Genomic DNA, 12,652 nt, shown 5'->3' with positions numbered 1-12,652 from the left:
GGTAATGTCGTTACCATCGAACGGTAATGCGATTACCACTGTGTGCAAATACGTCATGTGAGGAGCCCACATCATGCCGTCACGCATCCTCGACTATCCGGTGTTCGACGCTGACAACCACTTCTACGAGCCCAAGGAGGCGCTCACCAAGTTCCTCCCGGACAAGCGCAAGGGCGTCATCGACTACATCGACGTGCACGGCCGCACCAAGATCATGGTGCGCAACCACATCAGCGACTACATCCCGAACCCGACCTTCGAGGTGGTCGCGCGCCCCGGCGCCCAGGAGGAGTACTTCCGGCACGGCAGCGGAGGCAAGAGTTTCCGCGAGATCATGGGCAAGCCGATGAAGGCGATCCCCGCGTTCCGCAACCCGCAGGCCCGCCTCGAGGTGATGGACGGTCTAGGCCTGGACTACACCCTGATGTTCCCGACGCTGGCGTCGCTGGTCGAGGAACGACTCAAGGACGATCCGGAACTGATCCACGACATCATCCATGCGCTCAACGAATGGATGTACGAGACTTGGCAGTTCAACTACCAGGACCGGATCTTCTCGACCCCGGTGATCACGCTTCCGATCGTCGACCGCGCGCTCGAGGAACTCGAATGGTGTCTGGAGCGCGGCGCCAAGACCGTGCTGGTGCGGCCCGCGCCGGTCCCGGGATACCGCGGCACCCGATCGTTCGGCACCGAGGAGTTCGACCCCTTCTGGCAGGCGTGCGTCAAGGCCGGAATCCCGGTGGCGATGCACGCTTCGGACAGCGGCTACGCGCAATACCTCAACGACTGGGAGCCTGCCGACGAGTTCCTGCCGTTCCGCCCCACGGCGTTCCGGATGGTGGCGATGGGCAAGCGCCCGATCGAGGACACCATGGCCGCGCTGGTGTGCCACGGCGCGTTCACGCGAAACCCCGATCTGCGGATCCTGTCGATCGAGAACGGCGCCTCCTGGGTGCCGTACCTGTTCTACCAGTTCAAGGACGTCTTCTCGAAGATGCCGCAGGAGTTTCCGGAGGACCCGGTTGAGGCCTTCAAGCGCTGCGTGTACGTGGCGCCGTTCTGGGAGGACGACTTCAAGAAGATGGCCGACCTGTGCGGCATCGACCGGGTGATCTTCGGGTCCGACTGGCCGCACCCCGAAGGTCTGGCCGATCCGCTGAACCTCGTCGCCGACCTGGAAGCGCACGGCCTGGACGCTGAAGGTGTCCGAAAGGTCATGGGCAAGAACATGATCGATCTGTTCAAAGTCGACAACAAGGTCGTTTACAAACCCGACGTGCCGGCCCTCGTCCTCACCTGACATCCCCGAAAACCGAAGAGGCTGAGCCTGTTTCATGACAACCGCCAACCCGGAACAGCTGCTGTTCGCGTCTACCACCCAGACCTTTCTGGAGAAGCAGGCGTCTCTGACCCATGTGCGCGGGCTGCATGCGTCGGAGGTGTCGTTTCAGCCCGAATGGTGGCAGCGTGCCGCCGAACTGGGGTGGGCCGGCCTGCTGGTGCCCGAGGAACTCGGGGGCGGCAGCGTCTCCGGCGACGGGGTCGCCGATCTGGCCATGGTCGCCGAGCAGATCGGCCACACCGTCGCGCCCGGTCCGCTGCACCCGGTCAGCGTCGTGTTGGCAGGGCTCGTGGAGGCACCGACCGGGCACGAGCAGACCATCGAGGCGCTGATCTCCGGTGAGCTGGTCGCGTCCTGGGCGGTGTACGAACCGCGTCGTCCTTTCGCCCCGCTGCAGGCCGCGACGACAGCCACCCGCACCGCGAGCGGCTACCGCCTCGACGGTGTCAAGGACCGGGTGGAGGCCGGCGCCGAGAGCGGTGCGGTGCTGGCGGTCGCCGAGTTGGACGGCGCTGTCCGGCAGTTCCTGGTGCCGACGGACACCGTCGGCGTCACCGTAACCCCGCAGAACTCGGTGGATCTGGTGAAGCGTTATGCGCGTGTGCAGTTCGACGGGGTCGAGGTCGACGACTCCGCCGTCGTGGGCACCGCCGAGCAGACCGCGGCGATCATCGAGCGACAGCGCCAGATCGCGCTGGTTCTGCAGTGCGCGGAGATCGTCGGCGTTCTCGACGCGGTGCTGACGATGACCAACCAGTGGCTGTTCGACCGGCACAGCTTCGGCCGGCCGCTGGCCTCCTATCAGGCGCTCAAGCATCGGGCCGCCGACATGAAGATGTGGTTCGAGGCGGCGCGCGCGACCACCGCGGGCGCCGTCCGCGCGGTCGCGCAGCGGACCCCCGACGCCGAGATGCTGGTGAGCGTCGCGAAAGCCTATGTGGCTGAGCGTGCCCCGGTGATGCTGCAGGACTGTGTGCAACTGCACGGCGGAATCGGTGTCACCTGGGAACACGATCTGCACCTCTACCTGCGTCGGGTGGCGCTGTACCGGGCCATGTTCGGCTCCCCGGAGGATCACCACCGCGCGGTGTACGCGCTGAGCAGCACGACGGAGGCGACGGCATGACCGAGACCATGGCATCGACCGGCTCCACCGGCACCGTTGAGACGGTCGACGAGTTCGCCGCCCGCGCACGGGCGTGGCTGGCCGAGAACATGCCACGCATCGATCCCGACAACCCGCCGTTCTCGGTCCGCGCCGAGCAGTCCTCCTGGGACCGGGCCAAGGACCTGCAGAGGCGGCTGCACGAGGGGGGTTTCGCGGGGATTTGTTTCCCGCGCGAGTACGGCGGCCTCGGACTGGACTACGCCTACCAGAAGGCGTTCAACGCCGAGTGCCGCAGCTATGAGATGCCGCTGATCCTCAACGTGCCGACGTTCACCATCTGCGCGGCGACCCTTCTGGACATGGGCAGCGAAGCCCAGAAGCGGGACCGCATCTCGGCCGCGATTCGAGGTGACGAGATCCTGTGCCAGTTGCTGTCCGAACCCAGCGGCGGGTCAGACCTCGCCGGGGTGATCACCCGCGCCGAGAAGCAGGGCGACTCGTGGATCATCAACGGCGCCAAAACCTGGAGCACCAGCGCCTTCGCCGCCGACTACGGGCTGCTACTGGCTCGCACCGACTGGACCGTGCCCAAGCACGAGGGTCTGACGATGTTCCTGGTGCCGCTGAACGCACCCGGCATCACCATGCGCCGCATCAAGGAGGTCAACGGTAACGAGGAGTTCTGCGAGGAGTTCTTCGACGGCCTCGAGCTCGGCGACGACGCCGTGGTGGGCGAGGTGAACAAGGGCTGGGAGGTCGCGACCCGCCAGCTGCACCATGAGCGGCGCGCCGTCGGCGGCGGCTCGGAGTTCGCCAGCGGCACCGCCGCGGAGAACGCCAGCGAGATGCCGCCCGACCACGTCGGGTTGGCCGAGGCCACCGGCCAGGGTGACGATCCCCGCGTTCAGGACCTCGCCGGCCGGGCCCTGGTGCGCCGCATCGTCAAAGAACAGCTCATCGACCACGTGTTCCGCAGCATCGGTGACGGCTCGCTTCCGCCGAACGCCGGCACGCTGATCCGGCTGTTCCACGCCGAGACCACCGAGCTGGAGGTCGACACCGCGCTCGCCATCACAGGCACGGCCGGTGTGGTCGACGAGGGCACCGCGGATGCCCCGGAACTGGCCGGGCTGCTCGACGTCGGGGTGCGCTACCTGTCGCGTCAAACCGGATCGCTCGGCGGAGGTTCCTCCGAGATGGCGCGCAACGTCATCGGTGAGCGCATCCTCGGATTCCCCCGTGAGTTCGCCGCCGACAAGGGCCTGCCGTTCAATCAGGTCAAGCGCAACAAGAGCTGACGCCGCGCCGGCGCGTCAGTCGTCGCCTCAGAACAGCGCCTGCTGAATCGGCGCGACGGCGGCCGGCGCCGCGGCGGGTGCGGCGGGTGCGCTCATCCGCGACCCATTGGTCAGTCCATGCTTGGCCATCAGCGGCGCGGACCGGCGCGCCAGCTCCGCCCGGTACTCGGCGGGCAGGTACGCCCCGCGCCGGTACAGCCGCCGGTACTCCCCAACCAACCCGGGATGGGCGCGCGCCAACCAGTCCATGAACCAGCCTCGGGTGCTGCCCCGCAGGTGCAGACCGAAGACCGTCACGCTGGTGCCGCCCGCGGCGGCGATCCGGCGCAGGAGATCGTCGAGGTGCTCCCGCGAGTCGGTCAGCCCGGGCAGCACGGGGGCCACCATCACGTGGCAGCGCAGCCCCGCCGCCCGGATCGCCGAGATCAGACCGAGGCGGGCCTCGGGAGTCGGCGTACCGGGCTCGACCTGGCTGTGCAGCTCGGGATCACCTACCGCCAGTGACACCGCGACGCTGACGTCCACAGAGCCCGCGACGTCGGCGAGCATCGGGAGGTCGCGGCGCAACAGCGTGCCCTTGGTGAGGATGGACAACGGCGTCCCGGATTCGGCGAGCGCGCCGATGATCCCGGGCATCAGCGCATAGCGCCCCTCGGCGCGCTGGTACGGATCGGTGTTCGTGCCCAGTGCCACGGTTTCCCGCGTCCACGAAGGGCGGCGCAGTTCCCTGCGCAACACCTCGGCGACGTTGGTCTTGACCACCACCTGGGTGTCGAAATCCCGACCGCTGTCGAAGTCCAGGTACTCATGCGTGGGCCGGGCGAAGCAGTAGCGACACGCGTGCGAGCATCCCCGGTAGCCGTTGACCGTGTACCGGAACGGAAGATGAGCGCTGCCGTCGGGCACCTTGTTCAGCGCCGACTTGCACAGCACCTCGTGGAAGGTGATTCTGTCGAATTGCGGGGTACGCACGCTGCGGATGAGGCCCATACGCTGCAGGCCGGGCAACGCGCCGTCGTCGACGGCAACTCCCTGACCGGCCCAGCGCATACCTCATGCGAACACATGTTCGATGGGGTGTCAAGTGACCGGCGCCTGCCCGTCCACCATACCGCCGGGACGGGGGCTTGCGGCAAGGCCGGGGTGATGGCGCAGAATCGCATACTCAGCTCAGAAATCTAAGGGGCACATGTCAACTCACTACGAGGACGAACTGCGGTCGGAGCGCGGGTACGTCGACGGGCTCTACGCCCGGCTGGACGCCGAGCGCGCACGGATCAAAGACAGGTACGCGGCGGCGCTGCGTAGTCCGGTCGACAAGCAGAGTGGCGCGACCCTGGTGGCCCGCGACGCCGAGGTGCGCGCGACGGCAGCGCAGATGGACCGGCTCAACGTGGCCGACCAGGGCCTGTGCTTCGGCAGGCTCGACAGCGTCTCCGGTGAGCGGCTCTACATCGGCCGCATCGGCATCCTCGACGACGAGCACGAACCACTGCTGCTGGACTGGCGCGCCCCGGCGGCCCGCCCGTTCTACGTCGCGACGGGCGCCCACCCGGAGAACATGCGCCGGCGCAGGCAGTTCCACAGCCTGGGGCGGCGCCTGCTCGACTTCACCGACGAGGTGTTCGGCCGACCCGCCGCCGAGGAGGCCGGCGACCAGCCCGGAAGTTCCAGCGACGTGGCGCTGCTGGCGGCGGTGAACGCGCCCCGAGGCGAGGGCATGCGCGACATCGTCGCCACCATCCAGTCCGAGCAGGACGCGATCATCCGGCTGGATCACCCGGGAGTGCTGGTCATCGAGGGCGGCCCCGGCACCGGAAAAACGGTGGTGGCCCTGCACCGGGTGGCCTATCTGCTGTACACCCAGCGCAAGCGCATGGAGAGCCACGGCGTGCTCGTCGTCGGTCCGAACGAGGCGTTCCTGCGGCACATCGGGCGCGTACTGCCCTCGCTGGGCGAGACCAACGTGGTGTTGATGACCGTCGGCGATCTGGTGCCCGGCCTGCACGTCAGCGCCGAAGACACCCCTGCGGCCGCCACAGCGAAGGGCTCGCTGGCGATGCTGCAGGTCCTCAGGGCCGCGGTCGCCGACCGTCAGCAGGTCCCGGCGGACCCCATCCCGATCGACCTGTCCGACGTCTCGGTCAGCATCGGCGCCGACATCGCCGGATGGGCGATCCAGGAAGCCCGCGCGAGTGAACAGCCGCACAACGACGCCCGGGCGGTGTTCGTCGACGTCGTCACGTGGGCACTGACCGAACGGGCGATCGCCAAGATCGGCCGGGGGTGGTTGACCCGTGAGGACCGCGCGGCGTGGGAGCATCTTCGCGCCGACCTCCTCGACGAGCTGGAGGACAACGCCGCGTTCCAAGCCGCCCTCGATCGCCTCTGGCCGGTACTGACTCCGGAAACCCTTCTTGCAGAACTGTATTCGTCTCCTGAGCGGCTGCGTGCCGCCGGTGCCGACCCCGCGCTGCATCGCGCCGACGGCCATGCCTGGACGGTGTCGGATGTGCCCCTGCTCGACGAACTCGTCGACCTGCTCGGACGGGACCGGTCGGGCGAGGAGGCCGCCGAGCGGGAACGCCGGGAAGAAGCCGCCTACGCCGCCGGCGTGCTGGACCTGATGGTCGACCGCGAGGACCTGATGGACGACGAGGACCTGCTGCTGGCCCGCGATGTCATCGGCGCCGAGGACCTGGCCGAACGCTTCCTCGAGCGCGACACCCGCGATCTCGCCGAACGGGCGGCCGCCGACCGGGACTGGACGTACGGGCACATCGTCGTCGACGAGGCCCAGGAGCTGTCCTCGATGGACTGGCGGGTGCTGATGCGGCGGTGCCCGAGCCGGTCGTTCACGATGGTCGGTGATCTGGCGCAGCGCCGGTCGCCGGCGGGGGCGACATCGTGGGACGCGATGCTGAACCGGTACGTCCCGGACCGCTGGGTGTACCGGACTTTGACGGTGAACTACCGCACGCCGGCCGAGATCATGGCCGTCGCCGCTTCGGTTCTCGGCGAGTTCGCCCCGTCGGCCGCGCCACCGGAGTCGGTGCGTTCCACCGGTGTGGCGCCGTGGTCACGTCGCGTCTCCGACGACGAACTCGCCGGCGCCATCGCCGATTTCGTCACCGCAGAAGCCGGCCGCGAAGGCACGAGTGTGGTGATCGGGCCTGCGGGTGTGCCCGGCACCGTGACACCCACGCAGACCAAGGGCCTGGAATTCGACGCCGTGCTGGTCGTCTACCCGGAACGGATCCTTGCCGAGGGGCCGCGCGGGGCCGCCGACCTCTACGTCGCGCTGACCCGCGCCACGCAGCGGCTCGGCGTGCTGCACAGCGGGCCGCTGCCGCCGGCCCTGGCCGGGCTGGCGGCAGGGTGACTCACCACTGACCCAGCTGGCACCGCACGTTGTAGGGGTCGTCGTGCTGGGTGAGCACCCGACCGTCGACGGCGATGTCGCAGTGCGCGTTCGGTGCTGCCTGCCCGCCCCGGGTGGTGCTGCTCACCTGCAGGATCGCCCAGTTCGGGTCCTCCATCGTGGTCTCGAAGACCCAGGGCTGCCCCGGCGCGAGGTTGACCTTCTCGCGCTTGGCGAACGCGTAGGCGTCGGCGTTGAACGCCTCCATGCTCGGCGGCTGGCTCGTCAGATAGAACAGATCGAATTCATAGGCGCCGGCCGAGGTGAGCGTGTAGCGGACCTGATGTCCCTCCTGCGCGCTCGCCATTGCCGGGCTGATCATTCCCGCGGCGGCCACCAGTGCTGCTGCCCCGACTGCCGCCCCTACTTTGGCTGTAGCTGTTCGCATGTTGGTCACATCGCCGGACGGTACCGGATCGTTACGTGGTACCGGACCAGCGACCGCTCACCCCATCGATGGCAAACCGGCGGTGTTTGGTGCACACAGGTTAACGCGGCTGTCACACATAGACATTTGGCAGAAACACAGGCGCTCTAACGTCCGGATTCGACACCGGGACGGTGTCACCACTTCGTGTTCTGAAGCGTTTTGAAGTACTTCCGACTCGGCGCCTCATCTGCGGATGAGCGCTGCCGACAGCCAGAAAGGCCGTTCATGGACCAACCCCGACGCCACCCGATGAAACGATCCGCGCTCACTGCAGGAAGCGTCGTGGCCGTGGCGATCCTGCTGCTGGCCGGTTGCGGAAGCAAGGCCAGTGACACCGATTCAGCAAATGCCGAGTCGTGCGTGGACACGTCCGGGTCCACGATCAAGGTCGGCGCACTGAACTCGCTGTCGGGCACCATGGCGATCTCCGAGGTCACCGTCCGCAATGCGATCGACCTGGCCGTCGAGCAGATCAACGCCTCCGGCGGGGTGCTGGGCAAGCAGATCCAACTCGTGGCCGAGGACGGCGCCTCCGAACCGACGGTGTTCGCCGAGAAGGCCGAGAAGCTGATCAGCAGCGACTGCGTCGCCGCGGTGTTCGGCGGGTGGACCTCGTCGAGCCGCAAAGCGATGCTGCCGGTGTTCGAGAGCGCGAACTCGCTGCTGTACTACCCGGTCCAGTACGAGGGCCTGGAGTCCTCACCCAACATCTTCTACACCGGCGCGACCACCAACCAGCAGATCGTGCCCGCGCTGGACTACCTCAAGGAGAAGGGCGTCACGTCGCTGTATCTCGTGGGCAGCGACTACGTGTTCCCGCAGACCGCCAACCGCATCATCAAGGCCTACGCCGAGGCCAACGGGATCGAGATCAAGGGCGAGGACTACACGCCGCTCGGCTCGACGGACTTCTCCACGATCGTCAACAAGGTCCGCACCGCCGATGCCGACGCGGTGTTCAACACCCTCAACGGCGACTCCAACGTGGCCTTCTTCCGCGAGTACAAGAACGTGGGGCTGACCCCCGAGCAGATGCCGGTGGTGTCGGTGTCGATCGCCGAGGAAGAGGTCGGCGGTATCGGTGTGCAGAACGTCACCGGTCAGCTCACGGCGTGGGATTACTACCAGACCATCGACACTCCGGTGAACAACGAGTTCGTCAAGGCCTACAAGGCCAAGTACGGCGCGGACAAACCGACGTCCGACCCGATGGAAGCCGCCTACGTGTCGGTTTACCTGTGGAAGAACACCGTCGAGAAGGCACAGTCGTTCGAGGTCAAGGCGATTCAGGACAACGCCGACGGCGTCACGTTCGACGCGCCGGAGGGTCTGGTCACCATCGACGGCGAGAACCACCACATCACCAAGACCGCCCGCATCGGCGAGATCCGGCCCGACGGTCTGATCTACACGGTCTGGGAATCCGACGGCCCGATCGAGCCGGACCCGTTCCTGAAGTCCTACCCGTGGGCCGCCGGGCTTTCCGGCTGATGCCGGGGCGAGCGAAGCGACGGGAAGTCATTCAGCGCACATGGATGTCGTAATCGGACAGCTGGCAACAGGATTGAGCCTCGGCTCGATCCTGTTGCTGGCCGCATTGGGCCTGGCACTGACATTCGGCCAGATGGGCGTCATCAATATGGCGCACGGCGAGTTCATCATGGCCGGCTGCTACACCGCCTACGTCGTGCAGCAGATCGTCTCGAGCGCCGGTGTCTCGCTGATCATCTCGCTCGTTCTCGGGTTCTTCATCGGCGGCGCCATGGGCGCACTGCTCGAAGTGACGCTGATCCAGCGGATGTACCACCGCCCGCTGGACACCCTGCTGGTCACGTTCGGTGTCGGGTTGATCCTGCAGCAGGTGGCCCGCGACATCTTCGGGGCCCCGGCGGTCAACGTCGTGGCACCGGAGTGGTTGTCGGGCGGCATGGAGATCTTCGGGGCCGTCGTCCCCAAGACGCGCATCTTCATCCTGGTGCTGGCCGTCGTGTGCGTCGCTGTGCTGGCCACCGTGCTCAAGGTCAGCCCGATGGGCCGGCGCATCCGAGCCGTCGTGCAGAACCGGGATCTCGCCGAGACCAGTGGTATCTCGTCCCGCAAGACCGACATCACCACGTTCTTCATCGGCTCCGGGCTCGCGGCCGTGGCCGGTGTGGCACTGACTCTGATCGGCTCCACGAGTCCGACGATCGGGCAGAGCTATCTGATCGACGCGTTCCTGGTGGTCGTGGTCGGTGGTCTCGGCCAGATCAAGGGCACGGTGATCGCGGCGTTCACCCTCGGTTTCCTGAACTCGTTCATCGAATACAACACCACCGCCTCCCTGGCGAAGGTGATCGTGTTCGTCATCATCGTGATCTTCCTGCAGGCGCGCCCGCAGGGCCTGTTCACGGTCCGGACAAGGAGTCTCGTATGACCAGCCTGCTAGGCCGATGGCAGACCTGGGCCGGCTTCGGGGTCGCCGCGCTGGTGCTGTTCGTGATCGCGCCCGCCGTGCTCTCGGACTTCCGGCTCAGCCTGCTGGGCAAGTTCCTGTGCTTCGCGATCGTCGCCGTCGGTATCGGCCTGGCCTGGGGCCGCGGTGGGATGCTGGTGCTGGGGCAGGGCGTGTTCTTCGGGCTCGGCGGCTACATGATGGCGATGCACCTCAAGATCGCCGATGCGCAGCTGCGTGGTGACGAGGTCCCGGACTTCATGCAGATCCAGGGGATACGCGAATTACCCGGTTACTGGGCGCCTTTCGCGTCGCCGGTGGTCACGCTGATCGCGATCGCGGTGATCCCGGCCGGGATCGCCGCGGCGCTCGGTCTCGGCGTGTTCAAGCGCAAGGTCAAGGGCGCCTACTTCGCGATCCTGTCCCAGGCGCTGGCCGCCGCGCTGGCCATCCTGCTCGTCGGCCAGACCAGCCTCGGAGGATCCAACGGCCTCAACCGATTCCGGACGTTCTTCGGCTTCACGCTCAACGACCCGGTGAACCGACGGATGCTGTACTTCATCGCCGCGGCGGTGCTGCTGATCGTCATCGCCGTGGTGCGCCAGCTCATGCAGAGCCGCTACGGCGAACTGCTGGTGGCCGTCCGTGACGGTGAGGAGCGGGTGCGGTTCCTGGGCTACGACCCGGCCAACATCAAGGTGGTGGCCTACACGGTGGCGGCGCTGTTCGCCAGCATCGCCGGGGCGCTGTTCGCGCCGATCGTCGGCTTCATCGCACCGTCACAGGTCGGCATCCTGCCGTCCATCGCGTTCCTGATCGGCGTCGCGATCGGCGGGCGCACCACGCTGCTGGGTCCGGTGCTCGGCGCGATCGGCGTGGCGTGGGCGCAAACGCTGTTCTCCGAACGCTTTCCGTCGGAATGGACCTACGCCCAGGGACTGCTGTTCATCATCGTCGTCGGGTTCTTCCCCGCCGGCTTCGCCGGACTTGCAGTACTGCTCAAACGTCGCCGTAAGGCCAAAGCCGATCCGCCATCGGAGGAAGCCGCCGACTCCGACCCCGACGCAGCGAAGGTGGGCGCCAGCTCATGACCGAAGTCGAAGCGAGCACCGCGGGTAAGGAGCCCGTCGAGGGCGGCAACGCCGGCATGGGCGCCCAGTACCTCGAAGTCCGGGGTTTGACAGTCGATTTCGACGGTTTCAAGGCGGTCAGCGGCGTCGACCTGACGCTGTTCCAGGGCGACCTGCGGTTCTTGATCGGTCCCAACGGCGCCGGGAAGACCACGGTGATCGACGCCATCACCGGTCTGGTTCCGGCGACCGGGTCGGTGAACAAATCCGGCGTGGAACTGCTCGGCAAAAAGGTGCACCAGATCGCCCGCCGGGGCGTGGGCCGCACCTTCCAGACTGCGAGCGTGTTCGAACAGCTCACGGTGCTACAGAATCTCGACATCGCGGCCGGGGCCGAGCGCTCGGCATGGACGCTGTTGCGGCGGCGCAAGGGCGTGCTCCCCGCGATCGAACAGGCGCTGCACACCATCGGGCTGACCCACCTGGCCGACAAACCCGCCGGTGTGCTGGCACACGGGCAGAAGCAGTGGCTGGAGATAGGGATGCTGCTGGTGCAGAACGCCGACGTGCTGCTGCTCGACGAGCCCGTCGCCGGCATGAGCACCGAGGAGCGGGAGGAGACCGGAAAATTGTTGCGCCGCATCGGCGCCGAACGCACGGTGGTGGTCGTCGAGCACGACATGGACTTCATGCGGGCGTTCGCGACGTCGGTGACCGTGCTGGCGCGCGGACAAGTGATCGCCGAGGGCTCGGTCGCCGAGGTCCAGGCCAATCCGAAGGTGCAGGAGGTCTATCTGGGGACCGCCGCGGCCGGCGCCGACGGAATCGAACTCGTCGAGGGGAACTCCTGATGCTGCAACTGGTCGACGTCCGCACCGGCTACGGCCGCAGCGAGGTCATTCACGGGGTCGGCATCGAGGTTCCGACCGACGGCGTCGCGGCGGTGATGGGGCACAACGGTGCCGGCAAGACCACCCTGTTGCGCGCCGCGGTGGGCTTGCTGAAGTGCACGGCGGGCAAGGTGCTGTTCGACGGCGAGGACATCACCAAGCTGCGGCCGAGCGCCCGGGTGGCGCGCGGTCTGGCGTACGTGCCGCAGGGCCAGCAGTCGTTCGGGCAGTTGACCACCGCGGAGAACCTGCAGGTGGTCGCCGACGGTCGCAAGAACGGCAAGGCGCTGATCGACGAGCAGCTCGACCTGTTCCCGGCGCTCAAGGAACTGCTGAGCCGTCGAGCGGGGCTGCTCTCCGGCGGGCAACGCCAGCAGCTCGCCATCGCCCGCGCGCTGATCACCACCCCGAAGTGCCTGATCCTCGACGAGCCCACCGAGGGCATCCAGCCCTCGGTGGTCGCCGAGATCGAGGAGGCCATCACGGCGCTGACCCGCCGCGGCGACCTCGGGGTGCTGCTCGTCGAACAGCACATCGGGTTCGCCCTGGAATCGTCGCAGCGCTACTACATCCTGGAGGCCGGGCGGGTGACCACCAGCGGCGCGGGCGGTTCGGCCTCGGAAGCGGAAGTCCGCGCCGCAATGGCCATCTGAGCG

11 protein-coding genes are annotated in these 12,652 nt (G+C 67.4%); 9 read left to right on the top strand and 2 right to left on the bottom strand.

Annotated elements, in window-relative coordinates:
• Positions 1-73 precede the first annotated feature (73 nt).
• The 3 genes from KXD97_RS20675 to KXD97_RS20665 are packed head-to-tail and all read left to right on the top strand — an operon-like array spanning position 74 to position 3,751.
• Positions 74-1,303, top strand: a complete 1,230-nt coding sequence (locus KXD97_RS20675; RefSeq protein ID WP_260752027.1) for an amidohydrolase family protein — start codon at positions 74-76, stop codon at positions 1,301-1,303.
• A 34-nt stretch (positions 1,304-1,337) separates the two neighbouring features.
• On the top strand, positions 1,338-2,471 hold the full coding sequence (locus tag KXD97_RS20670) for an acyl-CoA dehydrogenase family protein (RefSeq protein WP_260752026.1): 1,134 nt from the start codon (positions 1,338-1,340) through the stop codon (positions 2,469-2,471).
• Positions 2,468-3,751 (top strand): acyl-CoA dehydrogenase family protein, encoded by a 1,284-nt coding sequence (locus KXD97_RS20665; RefSeq protein ID WP_260752024.1) that lies wholly within the window; start codon positions 2,468-2,470, stop codon positions 3,749-3,751. Before KXD97_RS20670 ends, KXD97_RS20665 begins: the two co-directional genes overlap by 4 nt.
• 27 nt (positions 3,752-3,778) lie before the next feature.
• On the opposite strand, the gene KXD97_RS20660 is transcribed toward KXD97_RS20665, so the two are convergent.
• Complete coding sequence (locus KXD97_RS20660) at positions 3,779-4,801, bottom strand: Rv2578c family radical SAM protein (RefSeq protein ID WP_260752021.1); 1,023 nt, start codon at positions 4,799-4,801, stop codon at positions 3,779-3,781.
• Positions 4,802-4,940: 139 nt separating this feature from the next.
• Here KXD97_RS20660 and helR point away from each other — a divergent pair, with 139 nt between their 5' ends.
• Positions 4,941-7,133 (top strand): RNA polymerase recycling motor ATPase HelR, encoded by a 2,193-nt coding sequence (gene helR / locus KXD97_RS20655; protein WP_260752020.1) that lies wholly within the window; start codon positions 4,941-4,943, stop codon positions 7,131-7,133.
• 1 nt (position 7,134) lies between these two features.
• Here helR and KXD97_RS20650 read toward each other — a convergent pair whose 3' ends face one another.
• A complete protein-coding gene (locus tag KXD97_RS20650) occupies positions 7,135-7,560 on the bottom strand; it encodes a hypothetical protein (protein WP_260752017.1) in 426 nt (141 codons plus the stop codon).
• Positions 7,561-7,851: 291 nt separating this feature from the next.
• Between KXD97_RS20650 and urtA the strand changes: the two genes are divergently transcribed.
• Genes urtA through urtE form a run of 5 tightly spaced genes read left to right on the top strand, consistent with a single transcriptional unit; the run spans position 7,852 to position 12,649 of the window.
• A complete protein-coding gene (urtA, locus tag KXD97_RS20645; protein ID WP_396885483.1) occupies positions 7,852-9,093 on the top strand; it encodes an urea ABC transporter substrate-binding protein in 1,242 nt (413 codons plus the stop codon).
• Between the two features lie 40 nt (positions 9,094-9,133).
• On the top strand, positions 9,134-10,018 hold the full coding sequence (gene urtB, locus KXD97_RS20640) for an urea ABC transporter permease subunit UrtB (protein WP_260752012.1): 885 nt from the start codon (positions 9,134-9,136) through the stop codon (positions 10,016-10,018).
• Entirely contained in the window at positions 10,015-11,127 is a 1,113-nt protein-coding gene (gene urtC, locus KXD97_RS20635; protein ID WP_260752010.1) for an urea ABC transporter permease subunit UrtC, read from the top strand. The genes urtB and urtC overlap by 4 nt, the downstream gene beginning before the upstream one ends.
• Positions 11,124-11,957, top strand: coding sequence for an urea ABC transporter ATP-binding protein UrtD (urtD, locus tag KXD97_RS20630; protein ID WP_260752009.1), 834 nt, complete (start codon positions 11,124-11,126; stop codon positions 11,955-11,957). The genes urtC and urtD overlap by 4 nt, the downstream gene beginning before the upstream one ends.
• Entirely contained in the window at positions 11,957-12,649 is a 693-nt protein-coding gene (gene urtE, locus KXD97_RS20625; protein ID WP_260752008.1) for an urea ABC transporter ATP-binding subunit UrtE, read from the top strand. Before urtD ends, urtE begins: the two co-directional genes overlap by 1 nt.
• The last annotated feature ends 3 nt before the right edge of the window (positions 12,650-12,652 follow it).

The organism is Mycobacterium sp. SMC-8 (genome assembly GCF_025263565.1).
In the GTDB taxonomy this organism is placed as follows: domain Bacteria; phylum Actinomycetota; class Actinomycetes; order Mycobacteriales; family Mycobacteriaceae; genus Mycobacterium.
Note: the sequence above shows the minus strand (reverse complement) of the source record. Positions and strands in the feature narration are given on the sequence as shown.